Here is a 20,466-nt window from a genome sequence, read left to right on the forward strand (position 1 = left end):
ACCGCATGCTGATCCCCCTATTTGGCCGCCACCGGCTGTCCATCCTGCCATGTCTGTTCCAGCACCAGCTTGCCGGCCTTGTCCCAGCGGCGCTCGATGCCGTGCTTCTTGCCGTGTTCGTACGGCACGATCTGCTGCAGGCTGCCATCGCTGTACCAGGTCTGCAACAAGCCGTGGCGCTGGCCGTGGACAAACGGGGTCACGCTGGCGCGCACGCCGTTGGCATGCCAATCCGTCGTATCGCCGTGGTCGCGCCCCTGTGCGTCTTTCTGCCACGCAAAGATGGGCCGGCCGTTCGGACCCCACGTTTGCAAGCTGAGCACGGCACCTTTCCGGTACAGCGTCTTGTTCGACACGACGCCATTGTCATGGCTTTCAAACGACCAGCCGTCGGGCTGGTCGTGCACCCACACGGTCCTGGCCAGCACGCTGCCATCCTGGGCATACCGGACAAACTCACCCTCTTGCTTGCCATCGACGAACTGTCCCCGTAGGTGCACCTTGCCATCCGCATAAAACGATTCCTGCACGCCATCCATCTTGCCATTGCGTCGATACGAGCGGTTGCTGACGGCACCATTCGCGTCGTAGGACACATGCTCGCCATCGGCCATCTCGTCGTCGTGATACAGCGTCTTGTACGCCAGCTGGCCATTCTCGTGATACGTTTCCGAGATGCTGTCGCGCCCGTTCGGCAACGCTGTCACCCGCTGCTTGACCTGGCCATTCTCGAAGTACACGCAGCCGCCGAGCAGCTCCTCGCCCTGGGCATTGAAGTAGGTGTCGCGCAGCAGTTGGCCATTCTCGTAGTAATACTTGCGAAAACGCACGAACTTGACCTGGCTCAAGTCCAGGTCGGTGGCATAGGTTTCAAAGGCCAGCACGCCCGGCGTGTCGGGAAACTCGAGCCTTACATGCCAGGCGCCCAGCGCCTCGTCGCGCACGGGCGGCGTGCGCAGCGCGTACGCGGCGCGACGTTGGTTGCTGGGCATGAAATTTATATCCAAATACATGGTGTGGTCTTCCTCCTGTAGTGTTGACGTTGGCGTTGACCCCGCTGGCTGTTCCTGTGCCGCCAGCGGCAAGGCCAGGGCCATGCCCAGCAGGGCTGCCAGTGCCGCCTGTGCCGCGCGCGTCGTCTGTGGTGTGTGCATTGTGTTCCGTTGCAATGTTATTGTGCGGGCGCCATCATAATGGAAAGCAACGTTTTCCCCTGTCACGAAAGAAATCCATGCACTTGCCCGCCGCCCCCAGCGACACCCAGATACTGGACATCATCGATGCCTGGATCGCCGACCTGGCGCGCGGCGATTACGCGTGCGCCCATGCGCGCACGGCGCACGACGCCTACTATGGCTGGACGCCGGCGCTGCTGCGCGCCGTGATCGAAGGTTATGGTTCGCCGGAGCCGTATGCGGATGGCAGCGTGTATCGCGTCACGCCGGCGGCAGAGGCCCGCGGCGCGGCGCACGCGCGCTGCGTCGAACGCCCTGCAAGCCAGGACGACGGTATGGTGATCGCCGAAGCGCGCCATTCCCTGCCCCTGAATGGCGCATGGTCCGATCTCACCGCCACGTTTCGTGTGGAAGGCACGGCGCTGGGCGCCACGCTGGTATTACAGGAAATTCACGTGTTCTAAGGCTCTAAGCCGCGCCGTCCTTGACGGGCGACAGCTGGCTCGCATGCAGGCGCGCATATGCGCCGCCCTGCTGCAGCAAGGCGGCATGACTGCCCGACTCCACCAGGCGCCCGCCCTGCATGACGACGATGCGGTCGGCGCTTTCGATGGTCGACAGCCTGTGAGCGATGACGATGGTGGTGCGGTTACGCATCAGCACTTCCAGCGCGGCCTGCACCTGTCGCTCCGACTCCGTGTCCAGCGCGCTGGTCGCTTCATCGAGCAGCAGGATGGGCGCGTCCTTGTACAGCGCGCGCGCGATGGCCAGACGCTGGCGTTGTCCGCCCGACAGACGCGAACCATTCTGCCCCGCCTGGGTGGCATAACCTTGCGGCAACTGCATGATGAAGTCGTGGGCGTAGGCGGCGCGCGCCGATGCTTCGATGCGGGTCTGATCCGGGGCCGGGTCGCCATACGCGATATTCGCCGCCATCGTGTCGTTGAACAGAATCACATCCTGGCTGACGAGGGCGAACTGGCGCCGCAGGGCCAGCAGAGCGTAATCGCGCACATCGACGCCGTCGAGCAAAATCTGGCCGCCGCTGACGTCATAGAAGCGCGGCAGCAAGCCCAGCAAGGTTGTCTTGCCGCCACCGGAGCCGCCCACCAGGGCCACCGTCTCGCCGGCGCGGATGTCGAGCGTGATATTGCTCAAGGCCGTGGGCGCATCGGGGTCGTCGCTGTTGTAGCGGAACTGAACGTTTTGCAAGGACAAATTACCCTGCACCGCTGCGGGGGCGATGGTGCCCGGGTCCGGTTCCAGCGGCGTGTCGATCAAGCCAAACACGGACTCGGCTGCCGCCAAGCCCCGCTGCAGCGGTTCATTGATCTTGGTCAGGTTCTTGATCGGCGACTGCATGGCCATCAGTGCGCCCATGAAGGCAACGAAGGCTCCCGGCGTGATGGCGCCACTTTGTGCGCGCAGCATGGCGAAATAGATCACGGACGACAGGGTGATGCCGACGAGCATCATGATGAAGCCGGAATTCATGGCCGAGGTAGCCGCATGCTTGACGGCCAGCTGGCGGTTGCGCTTGACCACGTCGACAAAGCGCGCCTGTTCATAATCTTGCCCGCCAAAGATTTTCACCACGCGCTGGCCGGCTATGCTTTCGTCGAGCACGGACGTCAGCTCGCCCACGGCTTGCTGCGAACTCTTGCTCAAGTGGCGCATGCGCCGTCCCGCCAGGGTCACGACGATGGCCACGATGGGCATCGACGCCATGCAGAACAGGGCCAGTTTCACGTCGATGCTGAACAGCAGGATCAGGTAGCCGACGGTGGCGACGGAATCGCGCACCATCACGTTGAGCACGTTCAAGCCCGCCTGCGACACCTGGCTGGCGTCGAAGGCCACGCGCGACTGCGTCAAACTGGTGGTGGTGGTATCGAAAAAGCGGCTGGGCAGGCGCATGATGGTGGCGAACATCTTTTCGCGCAGGTCCGCCTGCACCCGGCTCGATAGCCAGACGGAACCGTAATCCCCGGCAAAACTGGACACCATGCGCAGCACGGCCAGGCCCAGAATGGTAGCGGGGATCACCCACAAGTCCACCTGCCCTGCCTGTGCCGGCAGGAAACGGTCGACCCAGCCCTGCAGCATGCCCATCACGCCGGACACGGGCGCGACCTGCGTGCTGGCCGTCGCGCGCATGGCGTCGACGACGTTTTGCAACTGGCGGATTAACAACACATCGGTGGCGGACGCCACGCCCACGGCCAGCAAGGTGGCGGCAACGATGGCGCCATAGCGGCGAAACTGGCCGGCCAGGCGGAAGAACAGGAGGCGACTTTGCTGCATGCAGGTGAGAAAAGAAAAGGTAAAGCGTGATTCTAACCGTTGCCAGACTTACCTAGAGGAAAGTCGCACCTTGCCGGCGCAGAACCGGCAAGGAAGACGCACACACTATCAGCTCTTCGCCACTTTCCAGGCTGCCGTGCCTGCCTTGCAGACCTTCAGCTTGAGGGTCTGTTCCTGGCCCTTGGCGCTCAAGCCTACCTGCACTTTGCGGCAGGTTTGCGCGTCCGTCTTTTCCGTGTCGCTGGCCGTGATGTCGGCGGCGATGCGCACGGAATTGCGCAAGCCTTCATTACTCCATTGCACGGTTTCGCCATCTTTCTTGTCATTGAGCACGTCGCTGACGGCTTTCACGAAGACGGGCTTGTCGTACTTGTTCAGGTAGGCCATCGGCGTATCGGCCAGGAAACCCAGGCCGACGGCGGAAGCGGAAGCGCTGAAGACGACGCTGCCGAAGATCAGGGCGGACAGCAATGTGGCGGGACGAATACGCATGGAAAACTCCTTATAAAGAAATAAGCGGGAACTGCCGGGATCCCCCTTGGCCGGGATACGCCGGCGAGTATCCCTGGCCAGCTAGGCATCGATGCCGGGCACAAAATAGATCGCCGACGACTGCGCCGTGGAAAAATCCTGCAGCCTGTCCGTCTTGGTGACGCCATCATAGCGCATGCCGACCATTTTTTTCTGTAAAGCAAGTGCACGCTTGACTTGCCGCCGCTGCGGGCTTTCAATGGCAACAGTTTCCTATTGTTAACTTTGCCTGCAGCCACTCTCCTGGCGCGGCAGCGATGAAAGGACGGCGCGATGGCCCTGGCACAAGAGCAGCATCTGATGAATACGTGGCAGACGGGTGGCTTGAAACCGCGCGCCTGCGATTGCGGCGGCACGGTCTTCACCATCCTGCACCAGCGGGTGATGGCGGACATGCGGCGCCGGCACTTTCTCGGCGGCGCGGCCGCCATGCTGGCGCCCTTCATCGGCCTGTCCACCAGCAAGGCCATCGCCCAGCAACCCAAGACCTCCGAACGCCCCTTGCTGCTGACCAATCTGCGCCTGTTCGATGGCACGGGCAAGGCGCCCCGTTCCGGCATCCACGTGCTGGTGACGGGCCCGACCATTACGGCCCTGCTGCCGGCCGGCGAGAAGGTGGAAGGCGCGCAAGTGATCGATTGCCAGGGCAAGCTGGTGATGCCGGGCCTGATCGACGCCCACTGGCACAGCATGCTGGCCGCCATCAACCAGGTGACGGCCATGACGTCCGATGTCGGCTATCTGTACCTGGTGGCGGCGCAGGAAGCACAGCGCACCTTGCTGCGGGGCTTTACCTCGGTGCGCGATCCTGGCGGCCCCCCCTTTGCATTAAAACGCGCCATCGATGAAGGTATCGTCGACGGTCCGCGCATCTTTCCGTCGGGTGCCATGATTTCGCAAACCTCGGGCCATGGCGACTTCCGCCTGCGTTCGGACATCCCGCGTGCGGCCAATGCTCCGTTGGGCATGGCTGAAACGGCGGGCATGGCCATGATCGCCGATGGCGAGGCGGAAGTGCTGCGCCGCGTGCGCGAGCAACTGATGCTGGGCGCGACGCAAATCAAGATGATGGCGGGCGGCGGCGTCGCGTCCATGTACGACCCGCTCGACAGCACGCAGTATTCGGAACGCGAACTGCGCGCCGGCGTGGAAGCGGCCGCGGACTGGGGCACCTATGTGATGACCCACGTCTACACGCCGAAAGGCATACAGCGGGCCATCCGCGCAGGCGTGAGCAGCATCGAGCATGGTCAGCTGGCCGACGACGAATCTGTGCGCATGATGCGTGACACGGGCACATGGTGGAGCTTGCAGCCTTTCCTGCAAGACGCGGATGCGAATGTGTATCCCGATGCGGCGCGCAAGGCCAGCCAGGCCATTGTGTCGGAAGGCACCATGAAGGCGTATGCGCTGGCGCAAAAGTACGGCATCAGGACGGGCTGGGGCACGGACATCCTGTTCAACGCGAAAAACACGCCCACCCAGGGCCGCCAACTGGCCAAACTCACGCGCTTTTACGATCCTCTGACCTTACTGGCGCAGGCGACGGGACAGAATGGCGAACTGCTGGCCCTGTCCGGCCAGCGCTCGCCGTACCCGGGGGCCTTGGGCCGTCTGGCCGTGGGCGCGCTGGCCGACTTGCTGGTGGCCGAGGGCGACCCCACGAAGAATCTCGATTTCCTCGCGCATCCGGAGGAAAGCCTGCTGCTGATCATGAAGAACGGCCGCATCTACAAGGACAAATTGAGCGCGCCATTGGCAGGCTGAAGGCTGGCGCGTTGGCAACGGCGGTGGCTTGCCGCATAATGCGCCCATGTTCAAACTGACTTTTCTCGGCACGTCTTCCGGCGTGCCCACGCGCCACCGCAACGTCACGTCGCTGGCCCTGCAAACCACGCACAACCGTGACTGGTGGATGATCGATTGCGGCGAAGCCACGCAGCACCGGCTACAGCGCCTGCCCCTGTCCGTGCACGACCTGGTGGGCATCTGCATCACCCACGTGCATGGCGACCACAGCTATGGTCTGCCGGGCTTGCTGGCCAGCGCCTCGATGACGGGGCGCAAGAAGCCCTTGCTGCTGATCGCCCCAGCCCCCATCAAGGCCTGGATCGACGCCACCTTGCTGCACACGGAACTATTTTTGACGTATCCGCTGATCCACATCGACGTGGACAGCGCACCAGTCGTGCATGAAGCAGCGGGCCTGGCTATCTCTCGCCATGCGCTGTCGCACCGCGCGCCCAGCGTGGGCTACCGTTTTGCGCTGGAAACGAGCAGATGGAAGCTGGACAAGGCCGCCTTGCAGGCGGCCGGCGCGCCGCCCGGCCCCGCGTGGGGACTCTTGCAGGCGGGCCAGGATGCGATCCTCGACGATGGCACGATCTTGCGCGCCGCCACTTTCCGCCAGGTGGAGACGCAGCGCGCCACGGTAGTGATCGGCGGCGACAACGACACGCCAGCGTTGCTGGCCGATGCCTGTCACGGTGCGCAATTGCTAGTGCATGAAGCCACTTACACGGAAGCGATGCTGCAGAAAGTGGGGCCCGGCCCCACGCACAGTTCCGTGCAGCGCGTGGCGCAGTTTGCCGAAGCGGTCTGCTTGCCGAATCTGATCCTCACCCACTTCAGCGCCCGCTACCACAATGCGGACGGCATGGCCGAGCTGGAAGCGGAAGCCCGGCTGCATTACTCGGGTGACCTGTTTTTGGCGCGCGATTTCGACAGCTATGAACTCGACGCGGCCGGCGTGCTGACCAAGCTGCCGGCGAAATTCCACCAACAACCCATTAGTGGGGATTGACGCCATACTGCGCCGCATATTCGGCCGCCAGCGCGCGCGCTGCCTGCTGCTGTGACGGCGTGAGAATTTCCAGCAACTGGTCGCGGTTCTTGATCGATTGGGCGCTGCCCGCCTCGGCCGGCATGGCGATCCACGCATACGCCTGCACGTAATCGAGCTCCACGCCCTGCCCTTGCGCGTACAGCAAGCCATATTCATTCTGTGCCGACAGGGAACCGGCCTCGGCCGCCTGCTTGTACCAGAACGCCGCCTCGGCATAGTCTTGTGGAACATCAATACCCTTGCGGTACGCCTGCGCCAGGTTGAATTGCGACTGGCCATCGCCCGCCTCGGCCGCCTGGCGCCCATACGCGAGCGATTGCGCCATATCTTGCGCGACGCCATCGCCACTCGCATACATCAGGGCCAGGTTGGCCAGCGACGGCGGAAAGCCCGCTTGCGCCGCGGCCGTGAACAGCTCTACCGCTTTCAGCAAGTCTTGCGTCACGCCATGGCCCTGGTAATACAGGCTGGCCAATAAATGCTGGCCAGCCGGATCGCCGGTGCGTGCTGCCGCGTCGAATTGTTTGAACGCCTCGGCGTGATGACCGTCGTTATAAGCGAGGATGCCCGCTTCATTCAAGGATTCGGGAGAGGATGTCATGAAGATTCCTTATTCGGGGATTTTTGGGCATTGTACACAGCACTGTTCCGCACAGAATGTACGATAGGGAACGGTGTGGCGCATTGCCCAAATCATGCGTTATGATCATTCACCGCACGATTCAATCTGGACGTTGCGAAAATATGCCTGCCCAAGAATATCTCCATGAAACTGACTGTCTTGTCTTTATGGCTGCTTTTATCCCTGATTTCCACCTCGGCTTATGGCGGCACACTGCACCTGGACAAAGCCGCGACAGGCAAAGTGCGGCAAGCCGCCGATATCCGTTATGCGAATCACGATGAAAAACAGACCTACCAGCTGAAAATCGGGAAGCAGTGGATACCTGGCAGTTGCAGCAGCAGCGGCACGGGCAATTTGCACGCGCTGCTGCTGGACATGAATTTCGACGGCCATGCCGACCTGTGGGTCACCGGCTACACGGAAAGCCAGGGGCGTATCCGCTGTTCCGATGTGTGGCTGTGGGATGCGTCGGCGAAACAATACAGTTTCAATAAGCCCTTATCAGCGATTCCGAATCTGGACATCAGCATAGCCGATCAAGGAATCGAAGGCGGCATCGCCAATTGCGGCTGCGCGGCGCAATGTTTTTATGAAGACAGCTATGCCTGGCGGGCTGACAAATTAATCGCCACCGCCCGGCGTGAACAGGATTGCGAGCGCTATCGGGAATATCGCTTGAATGAAAAAAATGACTTGATCCTCGTCAAGGATGAAATCATCGATAGCGGCAATCCCGGCCAGCAGGCAATCGAGAACACCAAAACCTATGACTGGCAGCGCCATGCGCACATCATGCGCAAACCCTGGGAATGAGCTTTATCCAAGTTCTACTTACCATTGATCCGACACCATCGAATACATACAACACATGACGACACATCCAGCATCGATTACTTTCCATGCCGCCAAGGCGGAAGACACCCACGCCTTCATCGCATTGCGCGGCAAGACACGGCAAAACGCCATTCCCGCGGAACGCCTGGCGGAAGTGGGCATCACGGCCGACTCTTGGGCCGAGATGATGCGCTCGGGCAGCCTGCCTGGCCAGGTCTGCCATCACGACGGCCAGCTGGTCGGCTACTGCTTTGGCGAGCGCGACACGGGCGAAATCGTCGTCCTGGCGCTGCTGCCGGAATTCGAAGGCCTCGGTATCGGCAAGACCTTGCTGGAATTGGTCATGACGGAACTGCGCGCGCTGGGCCATGCACGGCTGTTCCTGGGCTGCTCCAGCGACCCCGCCTCGCGCTCCTACGGTTTTTATCGCTACCTGGGCTGGACGGCGACGGGCGAGACAGACAAGTATGGCGATGACGTGCTGGAGTTTCGCTTTACCGCCTAGCGTCTAGCCAGGCACGCGGCTGGCGTCCCACACGCGCAGTATCTGCGTAATGGCCGCGTCAAACACGACGTAGCCAACGCCATCGCGCGCCTGGATAGCCACGCCCGACAAAAAACTGTCGAAGACGGCCGCCAGTGCCTGCCCGTCCATCTGCGCGGATAACTCTCCGCTGACCATGCCCCGCTCGACGCAGCGCACGAAGCCGGCGCGCGTGCGGGCACGCGATTGTGTGAGCGGCGCGGCCACGGCCGCATGTTCGGCCGTCGGCGCGCTCATGCAGCCGAGCGCCACCATGCAACCGGGCGGATGCCCCGCATCGGACTGCATCGCCGCCGACTGGCGCAAGGCCAGCTCGACGGCCGCGCGCGGCGCCAGGCCATCGTCCCACAGGCACTCCGTCACGCGCGCATACGTATCCAGATAGCATTGCGCCGCTTCGCGGAACAGCGCTTCCTTCGAGCCGAACGCGGCATAAAAGCTGGGCGCGGAAATGCCGCCGCCCAGGCTCGCCTTGAGCTGGCTCAAGGACGTCGATTCATATCCCTGCTGCCAGAATAAAAACATGGCCTGCTCGACCGCTGCCTGCCGGTCAAACGTGCGCGGCCGTCCCATTTGCGCCATTGCTCGCTCCTTCTCATCTACTTATAGGCTACTTACATACTACTCGATACAGAAGTCGTTGACAACGCGGCGCGCCATCGCCTATATTTATACCGATCGATATATATGTACCGCGACGGCGGTCTGGGGCACTCCTGCGCCCGGCCGACTCGTCACATTTCCAAGGATATTCAGCTTTGAATCACGCTACGCTCACCACCGGCACCAGCCCTGCGCTGGCCGACCGCCTCCCCGTCGCCGGCCTGCTGGCCCTGGCCATGACGGGTTTTATTTGCATCGTCACGGAAACCTTGCCCGCCGGCTTGTTGCCGCAGATCAGCGCAGGACTCGGCATCAGCGCCGCGCTGGCCGGGCAAATGGTCACTGCCTATGCACTTGGCTCCCTGCTGGCGGCCATTCCGCTCACCATCGCCACGCGCGGCTGGCGCCGCCGCAACGTACTGCTGCTCACCATCATCGGCTTTCTCGTGTTCAATACCATCACGGCGCTGTCGTCGCACTACTGGCTGACCCTGGCGGCCCGCTTCTTTGCCGGCATGGCGGCCGGACTGGCGTGGAGCTTGCTGGCCGGCTACGCGCGGCGCATGGTGGCGCCCAACCAGCAAGGCCGCGCCCTGGCACTGGCCATGGTGGGCGCGCCCGTCGCACTATCCCTGGGTGTGCCGCTGGGTACTTTACTCGGCTCGCTGGTAGGCTGGCGCACCGCGTTCTGGATCATTTCCGGTCTGACATTGATCCTGATCGCCTGGGTGCTGGCGAAGGTGCCGGACTACCCGGGCCAGTCCGCCCATGAGCGCATGCCCCTGCGCCGCGTCTTCACGACGCCGGGCGTGCGCCCCGTGCTGACCGTCGTCATCGCCTGGATGCTGGCGCACAACATTCTCTACACCTACATCGCCCCGTTCGTGGCGCCGGCCGGATTGACGGAACGAGTCGACCTGGTCCTGCTCGTCTTCGGCGCCGCGGCCATGGCCGGCATCTGGATCACGGGCAAGCTGGTCGAACGCCACTTGCGCGCCACCGTGCTGGTCAGTCTGGCCATGTTCGCCGGAACGGCCGTCGTGCTGGGCGTCGCGTCGCACCTCCCCGCCGTCATCTACCTGGGCATGGCCGTCTGGGGCCTGAGCTTCGGCGGCGCGGCCACCCTGCTGCAAACGGCGCTGGCCGACACGGCCGGCAGCGGCGCCGACGTGGCCTTGTCGATGAATGTGGTGGCGTGGAATGGGGCCATTGCGGCCGCGGGCGTGGTGGGCGGCGCCTTGCTGGAAACCTGGGGCGTGGGCGCCTTCCCGTGGGCCATGCTGGGCTTGCTGCTGCTGGCTTTTATCATCGCCGGGTCAGCCCGCGCACACGGTTTCCGGCCGGGACGGCGCAGCGGCGCGCCCGTGGCCGGGCATTGAAATGACGCTATCAGCTCGCCGCCGGCACGTTCAGAATGCGGGGCACGTGTCCCGTATGCGTGAGGAAACGGACCAGGGTGGCATGCGGCAGCGCCACCGTGGCCGTGTTGCGCAGCGGATGGGCTTGCACAGAATCGGCTTCCCATACGGCCTGGTCCAGCACCAGTTCCACCGCCTGCGCGCTGTCGTGTATCAACGCAAACAGGCTGACGGAGCCGGGCGTAATGCCCAGGTGCTCCAGCAGGCGCTCGGGCGAGGCCATGCTCAGCTTACTGACTGGCAATAAACGCCCCAGCGCCGCCAGGTCGATGCGCTTGTCGAAAGGTACGATGACGAGAAAATGCCGCCGGCCCTTCTCGTCGCGCACGAACAGGTTTTTCACCATCAGGCCGGGCATGGCCGGCACGTGAATCAGCGCTTCATCGATGGTGTGCACGGGCGGGTGCTCGACGAAACGGACATCGCCAGCGCTGCTTTCCAGCCAGCGGGACAGGGTTTCTTGCATGGTGACTCCTCAGCTCGGACAAATGGGCGATGAAGAGATTGTAGCGGCGCGCCGCGTGGAACGCTTGCCGTCAAGGCTGGTTCTCGTCCTCTTCCTTATCGGCCTTGTCGGCCGCCGCCAGCCCCCAGTCATTCCAGCCTTCGCCAAACAGCTCGATCGGATGCTGCGTGCGCTCGGAACCATTCCCGCAGCGCATGGCATCCGGCGGACAATACTTGTCGCAGCCCCAGCAGATGCGTTCGGGGTTCTTGGGGTTGAGGGGAAAAGGCTTGGCCATGGGAGGCGATCGTGGTCCGTTGAGGGTTCCTGGTTGACTCTAGACCTGGCGCGGATGGCGGTCAAACGAATTTCGGTGGGAAATTTGTCCGGGGTCAAGATTGTGCAGATAGTAGAACATCGGCACGGCACCATGCCCTACTCTTGATCTTTCCTGACGACTATGGCGACTTCCAGCACAGTCCGCGCGTAGTTGACACCACCGTCCGCCGCAGCTTGCACCTTGAGTTCGTCCAGCGCATAAACCATCGTCACCGTGGCGCCAGGAACGAACAGCTCGATGTCCTGCCTGCGGTTCGTGTAGATGCTCTCGTCGACTGTGGAACCGTCCGCCAGGCGCAAGGTAACGCTGTTGACCTGATCGCCACGGCGGCTGTCCTGGCCCGCGAAATACGTTCGTTCGATGATGCCCGTCAAGGTTTGCGTCTGGAGGCGCTTGGCCTCGATGCTTTCCCACCAGGCTACGGAGGCGAACAGGCCGTGACTGCCTTTCAAACCCATGTGAGGCCTGGAACTGTCGAGGGTGAGGGCTTGGGTTTTGGCGACGCGACTAGGGTCTTTTGCCAAAGCTTCGGCGAGGGTGTAGACAGGTTTCATAGGGCGCAGAAGTTCCTGGAAGCGGTCGCTTAATATTTGCGCCGGATGACGTAGGCATTGCCGGCAGGTTCAAAACCAAGCGTCGGATAATAGGACATGGCGTCCGGGGCGGAAAGCAATATCAAGGATACTTCGTCGCCGATGATGGCCTGGGTGCGCTTGACAAGTTCCTTGCCGATACCCAGGCCCTGGTACTGCTTGTTGACGGCCAGATCCGACAGGTAGCAGCAGTAGGCATAATCGGTGAGCGACCGGGCCAACCCCACCAGCTCGCCTTCCACCCAAGCCGACAGCAAAAGGCAAGGCGCGGCGAACATGCGCGCGATTCTCGGAAGATTATCGGTCGGGCGCTTGATTCCGGATTGATCGAAGACACGGACGACATCGACCGGATCAAGGGGGAAGTTGTGAAGATATTCTACGGTGATGTTTTTCATGGGTTGAAACGTGGAAAGTGATCGCGCTTGGGCGCAGCTTGTCTCTGCAAACATTGCTCATGTCGGCATATGCATTTCATAGTATGACAGTTGCGGGGGATGAGGGCTGTTCCCATCCCCACCACGCACCTGACGCTCATTCAAATGCCTGGAACCTCCAGCGTAGACGAAGGAATTTTGCCCTTCCGGCATTCGCAAGGGTATGGCGGGAGAGTCAGGCTGAGAGCAGCAACACTGCCAGCAAGCGAACAAGCTGGCGCTGGCTTGTGTGACAATATACACACTGGAAATGTGGAACCTTCCATATCTCTATCTGATACTAAACAGACTTGGCAAGGATTGTAAATATGTTGGCACCGTTACGATTGAATAAACGCATGTATCGCTCCTTTGTCGCCGCCCTTTTTCTTGCTGCTGGCGTCTCATCGGCATTCGCCACCACACTTGATGAGGATCGGACACGCGGTGACATACATGGTTTGTTTGAAATAAGGGATGCTGCAGTCAAGTTCATGGCAGCAGAGAATTCCAAAAATGGAACAAGGTGGCAGGTATTGGAGCCGAACCGGAAGATTCTGGTTGCGAAATGCGCAGTATCTTTGCGTGTGAAATGGGTTCCGAAGAGCCATGGCCTGTCTGGACCGAATGTTGCTGTGAGTTGCGCCAGGACCGTAAAGCCCACGACGAAAAATAAGTGGGAAGTGTTTGTACCTGTCAATAAAGGGCAATAACTCTGGGGGCAGACCCAACATCTGAGCAGTAGCACTGTATGTGCGATAAAAAAGCCAGTCAGTGACCGGCTTTTTTTACTATGTTGGGCTTTCTTGAAACTGTTTTGCATTATCACAAATTTCATACCATGCAGGCTTGGAGCCAACATAAACATGAAATTGTATTCTTACCTCAGGGTCATCATCCAAGCAGTTAACTGATATTGGAAACGAATCATTCTCTGAGCCAATTTCCCCTAAAGAAGTCCCGCAATTTTTGCAAAAAGTTCTTGCATATTTAAAGGGAGGCTCTGGCTCATATCGTTGAATAAATTCTCGCCCCTCCAGCAGGGTAAATGAATTTTTATCAACGAAGGCCAAGGCACTCGCTCCAGCCTTCCGACAACGAGAACAGTGACACATGCCCATCATGCTTGGGGGCGATGCCAATTCAAACTTTACTGAACCACAGCAGCAACTTCCTTTGATCATGAGGTGTCCTTTTTGAATGTTGACACTGTATTTTTACACAGTACTTCCAGGCAAACAAGGTACACATGGAGGAATTTTTCAGAACCCAAAACAGAAAGCACAGTGCGGGCGCGAGGGCCATGCGGGTGCAATGGTCAGGCTTGCCATTTGTACACGAACTGATGCGCTGGACGTCGTAGAAGCTGGCTTAGTTGACAGCTATTTTCAGGATTCGGGCCGGGCCATCCCTCCGCGTAAATTCCTATCGCACAAGCTCTGCTCTTCACAACTGTACGCGGAGTTCAACTGGAATATTGATCAACGGCTTCACGGAATAGTCTGGCTGGCGATCCAGGAAACAAGCAACGTCGGGAACGGGAAGGCTCTGTGCAAATGTTCCTAGCCTTGTCTTGTGTTCGATCTCATTAAGCAACACGGCATTCGCATGGGATAGGGCATTGGTATTCTCGCAGGCAAGATCGAGTGTCCCGTATCGCGCATAGTGATCGCTCGGCTGATTGGCCCAGTAGATGCCCAGCGCTGTGGCAAATTCGCACTTTGCTTGCGCTACGATCCGTGTCAGAAGCCATATACCATTATGATAATTTTGATGCTGAGCGATGGCATGAAGCTGACATCCAGACAGTGTCGAGAGGTCGTTTTCCACTTCTTTTTTGAACGCTTGAATACCTATCGTTCTCTGCCGAGCATAGAAGTGATAAAAATATTCCTCCTCGTCGCCTTCCATAGCGCTGTCAAAAACCGACTGATCCATATCGTGGTAATAAGTGTCGCCGGCACATTTTCCTTTCAATGCCATGATTCGGATATCTTGCTCAGCATCCGAGCCGTTCGGCTGCTTAAGTCCCAGCGCTTTTGCCAGCTTTGTTAACATTTGCATTCCTTGGAGTGGGCGGTTTGATAAAACTTCAGGATGAGTGAATGCGACAGGTGGAAAGAAATTGTCGCTCTTCATGCGGCCTGTACAATATTGCCATATCCACCTACCGGGCGCGACCCGCACTACAGCAAGCCGACAATAAGAGAGAGTTAATGGAAGACATCAATTGTAAAGGCATGCCACACATCCGCGTGCTGGCAGACGAAGACACCGACGGCCCCACGTATGAAACGCTGCCGGCACGGCAGATTGACGAGCACGTCTACGAACTGCTGGCCTCGCCCGGCCTGACCCTGAACCTGGCGCGCGGCGACATCGTCAGCATCGCCGACCCGCTCGCCCCCGCCGAAGTATTGAAGCGCGGCGGCAATTTCTGCATCCAGATCTACGACGCCGACGCCGTGAACCAGTCCGCCGTCGACCAGCTTGAGCGCGACGTAAAACAGCAGCTTGGCGGCACCATGGACGGCCAATATGAGGGTAGTCTGACCTTCAGCGTGCCGGGACACCACGGCATCTACAACGTCAAAGGTCCCTTCGACGCCTTCCGCGAAGCGACGGGCGTGGAATGGTACTTCGCCAATATCTACGCCAACCTCGATGATGACAATGATGAAACCCTACTCAACTGGTGGGTGGATATATAAGATGACTATCTTGACCAGGCGCCGCAAACCTTGGTCCAGCACATCATTCAGGGCTGCTACATACGAACACCATAACCGTAGCAAAAGTTTATAGCGCCTGGACCACTTGGCGAGGTGGATTCGATTCCGGCCACCTCCACCACTGAGTTCTTTAGAATTGCTATTTCAACGGCACTTCCACACCAAACATCACCGACTGGGTACGTCCGCTATCGATGTTCAGATTGCTGTTGTAATCCAGCGTGATGGTCATGCCATTCGACAGCAGCAGCTTAGCGCCCAGCCCCGCCGCCCAGTTGCCCGTCTGCTGCGGCACCGTGCGGATCACGTACACGGGGCCGTCCGCCACCAGGTCGGCATATGCCAGACGCGCATCATCGGCGCCCTGGAACTGGTGGCGGTACTCGAGCCGCGCACGCGGGAACCACGTGCCCAGGCCACCCACATAGATGCCCTCGGCCCGTACGCCCAGCGCGCCGATGCGCGAACGCACGGTTTGCTTGAAGTAGCTCAGGGCATTGATGCCTGCCGCCTTCTCCGTGTACGGATCGAGCTTGGCCGACATCAGTTCCACGCGGCCATATGGCGACCACATCCAGGTTTCCTGGCGCATCTCGATGCCGCCCACCACCGCGCCAAACACCTGCTTGCCGTCGCGCTCACCGGTGGCGAAACCGCTGCCGTCACTCAGGTAACGCGACGCGTCGTATTGCAAGGTGCCGTAGCCGAGCACGCCATCGAGGAAGACGCCCTTGCTTGGACGCAGGCTGCCATACACGGCCGCCACGGCGCTGTCGGCCGTGCTGCGGCTGCCGTTCTGGCCCACGTCGCTGCGGTCATGGCTGAAACCGGCGCCCACGCCCAAGGTGGCCAGGTCGCTGAGGCGGTAATCGCCGCCCACGCTCACGCCATTGGTGCGGAAACGGAAGCCTGTGTCGCGGCCATTCACATAGTGCTGACCGAAGTCGACCGCACCACCCAGCCACAGCGACAAGGCCTGCTTCTGCGTGTCCGGTTTCTGCGGCATGTCCGGCAAGCCATTCGTGGCCTGCCTGACATCCGCACCGCCCGTCTTGTCACTGCTGAAACCGCCATCATGCTGGCGCAAGGCCGCCTTGCGCATGAACGGTTTCACGGCCGTGCCAAACACGCGGTCCGCTTCCTGCTCCTGCCAGCGCGCCAGCGCCGCCGTCGGGTTGCCGCTGTCGTTCGGCGGCGTCAGGCTCAGGCCAAAGCTGGAACGTCCCCAGCCGTCGCCATGCAGGCTTTCCAGGCGCTGCGTGAAGTTCGACAGCTGCGCGCTGGCGAAACGCCGCGCCGCATCGGCTTGCGCGGCCTGCAGGCCGATCACTTCCGGATCGACCGACGGGTCGCGGCGCGCCGTCACGGTCACGTTGACCACGCCCGGCTTCGAGGTGGCATAGGCATTGCTCAGCGTGTAGCTGACGACGGCCGCGCCGGCAAACTTGCCCGACGCCGCAAAGCTCAGCTGGTACGATGGCTTGCCGGCCGTGCCCACGTCGCGCACCACCGCCTTGCCCGCCTCCGCCGGCGCCACGCTGAGCACATTCGCTGCCGTGAACGGGCCGCCCGTGGCGCCCGCCGTCAGGTCGACCGTCACCGTCAAGCCGGCCACCACCGTGGCGCTCTGGCTGACCACCTGCGGCATCGGATTGACACTGATGCTCGCTTTCACCGGCGCCGAGGTGCCGAACGCGTTCGACACGGTGTAGCCGATGCTGATGTCGCCGCTGGTATTGATGCCTGGCGTGTAGACGATGTCCATGCCGCTGACCGTCGCCGTGCCGCTGGCGGGCTGCGTGGTAATCGCCACTGCCGTGAACGGCCCGCCGGTGGCGCCTTCCGTCACATGCAGGGTCACCGGCGTGCCGGCCAGTACCGTCGCCGTCTTGGCGACAGGCACCGGCACCGGCTGCGGCGCCACCGTCAGGCTGACCGTGGCCGGCGCAGACGTGCCGCCCGGGCCCGTCGCCGTATAGCTGAAGGCGTCAGGACCGAAGTAGTCGGCATTCGGCACGTACGTCACCTTGAAACTCGCCCCCACGGCGCGCGCCATGCGCGCCGACGCACCAGTCGACACTACAGTGACGCGCCCGTGCTGCGGCGGCGTGACGATGGTCACATCCGTAATCGGGCTGCCATCCGTGGAAGCGATGGTCAGGCTCACATCCTGGTTGGCTGAGGTGGTCGCCGTTTCATTGGCAATCGGTGGCGGCGCCTGGTTCACCTGCAGGGTCAATGCTTGCTGCACCGTGAACAGGTGCGCGTCCGTGGCCTGCAAGGTAAAGTTGTAACTGCCCGCCACCGTCGGCGTGCCGCTGACGACGCCGGTCGCCGCATCGAGCACCAGGCCGCTTGGCAAGGTGCCGCTGCTCAGGGAATATACATATGGCGCGATGCCGCCGCCAGCCGTGAACTGCTGGCTGTAGGCGTTGCCGGCGCGAATGCCGGCCAGGCTGGACGGCGTGAGCGTCAGCGTAGGCACGGCGACGACCAGGGTATAGCTGCTGCTCGCGCTAAATGGCGCTCCCACGCCCGTGCTGCTGTCCGTGACCTGGATGCTGAAGGTGAAGCTGCCGCTCTGGTTTATCGTTCCCGACAACACGCCAGTACTGGCATTCAGGCGCAAGCCCACAGGCAGCGCCCCGATCACGGCAAAACTGTATGGCGCCGTACCACCGGTGGCGCTCATGGTCACATTGTAAGGAGAGCTTGCCATGCCATTGCCCATCGACGCCGGCGCCAGGACCAGCTGCGGTACGCTGACTGCGATCGTCACCGTCGCCGCGCTGGACGTGCCGCCGTCATTCGTCGCCGTGTAGCTGAAGCTGTCCGGGCCTGAGTAGCCAGCCGTCGGGGTGTAGGTGATGCTGGTGCCGCTGGCCGTGGCAGTGCCATGGCCGGCGGCGCTGGCGACAGCCACGCTGGTGGCGATGCCTCCAGTCAGATCGAGCGGAATAGGATTGGCGCCGCTATTGGCAGCGACCGTCGCACCCACTGCATTGGCGACTGGCGCCTGAGCGCCGACCTCGAAGCTATAGGTGCGCGAACCACGCACGCCTTTGGCATCGGTAGCATGGATGGTTGCGTTGAACGGGCCAGTAACGGTGGGCGTGCCACGAAGCACGCCAGTGGCAGTATTGAACGTGATCCCCGTCGGCAATGAGCCAGTGCGGCTAAAGGTATAGGGCGCGGTGCCGCCTGTGGCAGTAATTGTTGTATTGTAGGGCACGCCTATCGCGAAACTGCCCAGCGACGCTGGCGCCAGGACCAGTACTGGCGCCGGCGCACTGACAGTGATCCTGATCAACCCCGGACCGGAAGTGCCCTCGGCATTCGTTGCGGTGTATGTAAAGCTATCCGCCCCGGAATAGCCTGCCGTTGGGGTATACGTGATACTGGTGCCGTTAGCCGTCGCCGTGCCATAGCTGGGAGCGCTTGCAACGGCGACGCTGGTGGCGATACCACCAGTTATGTTTAGCAACACCGGATTGTCACTGCTATTGGGGGCTACCGTCGTACTGCCAAAATTTGCGACTGGCGCCCCGGCACCGATCACCAGGCTATAAGCGCGCGCGCCGCCTATGCCATTGGCGTCAGTGGCGAGGATACTCAGGCTAAACGTTCCACTGTTATCGGGAGTTCCGCTAATCACGCCAGTGACACTATTAAAATTCATTCCCCACGGCAAACTACCCAAAAGCACAAAGGTATACGGCGCGGTGCCGCCGGTGGCACTGATGGTGGCGTTGTAGGGCGTGTATATCTTGCCGCTGCTTAACGACTCTGGCGCCAGTACCACCTCCGTCCCGCTGACAGCCAAGCTCAGTTGCTTGCCCACTACAAAGGTCGGCAAAGCAGTATCTGTAGGCGTGCTGACAGCCGCAGGCATTGCAGCCTGCGCAGCACTCGCAACCAGCAAGGCAGCGAGCAGCAATCCGGCATACGCCAATCTGCTTGCCAGGCAAGAAAAAAAGTTGTTAATTAATGCTCTCATGAACGCTCCAGCAAACCACCTTCTGCAAAATCAGGTGTATAAAACATGTAAAAATGCGAAATAAGTACTTGAAGAAAACAGCGTTTTGCTGCGCACTTACATAAATTTTTAGTAATATCGATGATTAAAAACGTATTAAGGTTTCTTAATGGAAATTTAACACTTGGATGATTTTTAAAACTGAGCAAACCTGAGAAATGCCCTACTAATTGCGTAGGAATTAAACGCCATGAGGAGACCGAACAGAAGATTGCACTGCTGCTGACGTCGGGAAGAAGAACATATCGATAACGCATTGCAGCGTAATTTTCTGCGCGAACACTCGCAATAACCCGCTCAAAGTGCCTTAATCCGCATGCCCCCTCTTCGCCCCGCCGCACCAGTCCTCATGCGCCTTCGGCCATGGCGCAAATTCAAATTAATAGACCCCTATATAAGGGGCAGGTGAGGAGAGGGACAGCTGCGCGCGCCGGGCCGAAATGGGCTTTTTTATTGCATCTGCGGCAACATTAATCATCGGGGCGTGAAAAAGCCGCCTCGTGGGCGGCCTGTGCGATGGCTAGGGCGCTCTGGCGCGCGACGCGAGTCAGGTCCGCCATTCAGACACGGACTGATACGTTGGGTGCTGTGCGTCATGCGATCAGGTCTGCCATTTGAACACAGGCTGAAGCATTTGCGCCGTAAAAGCATGCTTAGCCGAGAACCTAATGAGAACCACGAACGCGTGCCCTTGGCGCGCGAGGCTGCCGCGTAGGGGCAGCAGGTAAAGGATTCGGGGCGGGCTGGGCGCCGCGCGCATATAAGATTTATGCCGATTCTGAAAGATAGCAAAACAACGCTACCTATGATGCTACCTACAATCGAAATTGCTCATCAAAAATGAGGTTTCGATCGTTAGGCGCAATTATGCCTACGTCTAATGGATCAATTGTCGTCCTCAGCGATTGTCCGCGCCATCACCTTCGCCCGGAGCGAAATGACGCAGCAGCACGAGTTCGGGCGGAGCAGGCCTGGCTGGCCATCATTGCATGACTATATATGCTTTCATCCCAACAATGAAAATA

The 20,466-nt window shown here is 60.6% G+C and carries 21 protein-coding genes; 8 read left to right on the plus strand and 13 right to left on the minus strand.

Translation table 11 applies throughout. The features are described 5' to 3' along the window. Positions 1 to 17 precede the first annotated feature (17 nt). Entirely contained in the window at positions 18 to 1,154 is a 1,137-nt protein-coding gene (locus tag ACQ4WY_RS18655; protein WP_436505272.1) for a toxin-antitoxin system YwqK family antitoxin, read from the minus strand. A 77-nt stretch (positions 1,155 to 1,231) separates the two neighbouring features. On the opposite strand from ACQ4WY_RS18655, the gene ACQ4WY_RS18660 reads away from it, so the two are divergent. Then, the gene (locus tag ACQ4WY_RS18660; protein ID WP_436505273.1) at positions 1,232 to 1,639 is read left to right on the plus strand and encodes a hypothetical protein; all 408 of its coding nucleotides are present in this window, start codon (positions 1,232 to 1,234) and stop codon (positions 1,637 to 1,639) included. Positions 1,640 to 1,643: 4 nt separating this feature from the next. On the opposite strand, the gene msbA is transcribed toward ACQ4WY_RS18660, so the two are convergent. Beyond that, entirely contained in the window at positions 1,644 to 3,479 is a 1,836-nt protein-coding gene (gene msbA / locus ACQ4WY_RS18665) for a lipid A export permease/ATP-binding protein MsbA (protein WP_436505274.1), read from the minus strand. A gap of 108 nt (positions 3,480 to 3,587) precedes the next feature. After that, complete coding sequence (locus ACQ4WY_RS18670; RefSeq protein WP_436505275.1) at positions 3,588 to 3,971, minus strand: hypothetical protein; 384 nt, start codon at positions 3,969 to 3,971, stop codon at positions 3,588 to 3,590. 312 nt (positions 3,972 to 4,283) lie between these two features. On the opposite strand from ACQ4WY_RS18670, the gene ACQ4WY_RS18675 reads away from it, so the two are divergent. Together ACQ4WY_RS18675 and ACQ4WY_RS18680 are read left to right on the plus strand one after the other, a co-directional pair. Further along, on the plus strand, positions 4,284 to 5,777 hold the full coding sequence (locus ACQ4WY_RS18675) for a metal-dependent hydrolase family protein (protein ID WP_436505276.1): 1,494 nt from the start codon (positions 4,284 to 4,286) through the stop codon (positions 5,775 to 5,777). Positions 5,778 to 5,823: 46 nt separating this feature from the next. Beyond that, positions 5,824 to 6,813, plus strand: coding sequence for a ribonuclease Z (locus tag ACQ4WY_RS18680; protein WP_436505277.1), 990 nt, complete (start codon positions 5,824 to 5,826; stop codon positions 6,811 to 6,813). On the opposite strand, the gene ACQ4WY_RS18685 is transcribed toward ACQ4WY_RS18680, so the two are convergent. Continuing rightward, positions 6,800 to 7,456, minus strand: a complete 657-nt coding sequence (locus tag ACQ4WY_RS18685; RefSeq protein WP_436505278.1) for a tetratricopeptide repeat protein — start codon at positions 7,454 to 7,456, stop codon at positions 6,800 to 6,802. The two genes, ACQ4WY_RS18680 and ACQ4WY_RS18685, sit on opposite strands and share 14 nt — an antisense overlap. Positions 7,457 to 7,621: 165 nt before the next feature. Here ACQ4WY_RS18685 and ACQ4WY_RS18690 point away from each other — a divergent pair, with 165 nt between their 5' ends. After that, positions 7,622 to 8,293, plus strand: a complete 672-nt coding sequence (locus ACQ4WY_RS18690) for an XAC2610-related protein (RefSeq protein WP_436505279.1) — start codon at positions 7,622 to 7,624, stop codon at positions 8,291 to 8,293. A gap of 55 nt (positions 8,294 to 8,348) precedes the next feature. Continuing rightward, complete coding sequence (locus ACQ4WY_RS18695) at positions 8,349 to 8,819, plus strand: GNAT family N-acetyltransferase (RefSeq protein WP_436505280.1); 471 nt, start codon at positions 8,349 to 8,351, stop codon at positions 8,817 to 8,819. Positions 8,820 to 8,822: 3 nt separating this feature from the next. On the opposite strand, the gene ACQ4WY_RS18700 is transcribed toward ACQ4WY_RS18695, so the two are convergent. After that, positions 8,823 to 9,440: a TetR/AcrR family transcriptional regulator gene (locus tag ACQ4WY_RS18700; RefSeq protein WP_436505281.1), complete on the minus strand. Its 618-nt coding sequence runs from the start codon at positions 9,438 to 9,440 to the stop codon at positions 8,823 to 8,825. Between the two features lie 257 nt (positions 9,441 to 9,697). Between ACQ4WY_RS18700 and ACQ4WY_RS18705 the strand changes: the two genes are divergently transcribed. Next, positions 9,698 to 10,840, plus strand: a complete 1,143-nt coding sequence (locus ACQ4WY_RS18705; protein ID WP_436505453.1) for an MFS transporter — start codon at positions 9,698 to 9,700, stop codon at positions 10,838 to 10,840. Between the two features lie 10 nt (positions 10,841 to 10,850). Here ACQ4WY_RS18705 and ACQ4WY_RS18710 read toward each other — a convergent pair whose 3' ends face one another. The 4 genes from ACQ4WY_RS18710 to ACQ4WY_RS18725 all read right to left on the minus strand — a co-directional run bounded on the left by ACQ4WY_RS18710 (position 10,851) and on the right by ACQ4WY_RS18725 (position 12,655). After that, positions 10,851 to 11,345 carry a prolyl-tRNA synthetase associated domain-containing protein gene (locus tag ACQ4WY_RS18710; protein WP_436505282.1) on the minus strand — a complete coding sequence of 165 codons (495 nt, stop codon included), beginning with the start codon at positions 11,343 to 11,345 and terminating at the stop codon, positions 10,851 to 10,853. Between the two features lie 70 nt (positions 11,346 to 11,415). After that, complete coding sequence (locus ACQ4WY_RS18715) at positions 11,416 to 11,622, minus strand: DUF3079 domain-containing protein (protein ID WP_436505283.1); 207 nt, start codon at positions 11,620 to 11,622, stop codon at positions 11,416 to 11,418. A gap of 137 nt (positions 11,623 to 11,759) precedes the next feature. Next, positions 11,760 to 12,218 carry an immunity protein RhsI2 family protein gene (locus ACQ4WY_RS18720; protein WP_495542780.1) on the minus strand — a complete coding sequence of 153 codons (459 nt, stop codon included), beginning with the start codon at positions 12,216 to 12,218 and terminating at the stop codon, positions 11,760 to 11,762. 29 nt (positions 12,219 to 12,247) lie between these two features. Beyond that, complete coding sequence (locus ACQ4WY_RS18725; protein ID WP_436505285.1) at positions 12,248 to 12,655, minus strand: GNAT family N-acetyltransferase; 408 nt, start codon at positions 12,653 to 12,655, stop codon at positions 12,248 to 12,250. A gap of 347 nt (positions 12,656 to 13,002) precedes the next feature. Between ACQ4WY_RS18725 and ACQ4WY_RS18730 the strand changes: the two genes are divergently transcribed. Continuing rightward, positions 13,003 to 13,386 (plus strand): hypothetical protein, encoded by a 384-nt coding sequence (locus tag ACQ4WY_RS18730; protein WP_436505286.1) that lies wholly within the window; start codon positions 13,003 to 13,005, stop codon positions 13,384 to 13,386. 78 nt (positions 13,387 to 13,464) lie between these two features. On the opposite strand, the gene ACQ4WY_RS18735 is transcribed toward ACQ4WY_RS18730, so the two are convergent. Both ACQ4WY_RS18735 and ACQ4WY_RS18740 read right to left on the minus strand, forming a co-directional pair. Then, complete coding sequence (locus tag ACQ4WY_RS18735; protein WP_436505287.1) at positions 13,465 to 13,857, minus strand: GFA family protein; 393 nt, start codon at positions 13,855 to 13,857, stop codon at positions 13,465 to 13,467. A gap of 262 nt (positions 13,858 to 14,119) precedes the next feature. Further along, positions 14,120 to 14,812: a DUF4274 domain-containing protein gene (locus tag ACQ4WY_RS18740; protein WP_436505288.1), complete on the minus strand. Its 693-nt coding sequence runs from the start codon at positions 14,810 to 14,812 to the stop codon at positions 14,120 to 14,122. A gap of 77 nt (positions 14,813 to 14,889) precedes the next feature. Between ACQ4WY_RS18740 and ACQ4WY_RS18745 the strand changes: the two genes are divergently transcribed. Then, positions 14,890 to 15,384: a DUF4265 domain-containing protein gene (locus ACQ4WY_RS18745; RefSeq protein ID WP_436505289.1), complete on the plus strand. Its 495-nt coding sequence runs from the start codon at positions 14,890 to 14,892 to the stop codon at positions 15,382 to 15,384. 160 nt (positions 15,385 to 15,544) lie between these two features. Here ACQ4WY_RS18745 and ACQ4WY_RS18750 read toward each other — a convergent pair whose 3' ends face one another. Both ACQ4WY_RS18750 and ACQ4WY_RS18755 read right to left on the minus strand, forming a co-directional pair. Further along, positions 15,545 to 19,402 carry an autotransporter domain-containing protein gene (locus ACQ4WY_RS18750; protein WP_436505291.1) on the minus strand — a complete coding sequence of 1,286 codons (3,858 nt, stop codon included), beginning with the start codon at positions 19,400 to 19,402 and terminating at the stop codon, positions 15,545 to 15,547. Continuing rightward, positions 19,399 to 19,782 carry a hypothetical protein gene (locus tag ACQ4WY_RS18755; protein WP_436505292.1) on the minus strand — a complete coding sequence of 128 codons (384 nt, stop codon included), beginning with the start codon at positions 19,780 to 19,782 and terminating at the stop codon, positions 19,399 to 19,401. The genes ACQ4WY_RS18750 and ACQ4WY_RS18755 overlap by 4 nt, the downstream gene beginning before the upstream one ends. Positions 19,783 to 20,466: the final 684 nt, after the last annotated feature.

Source organism: Janthinobacterium salmonicoloratum, assembly GCF_051380845.1.
Lineage (GTDB): Bacteria > Pseudomonadota > Gammaproteobacteria > Burkholderiales > Burkholderiaceae_D > Janthinobacterium > Janthinobacterium lividum_F.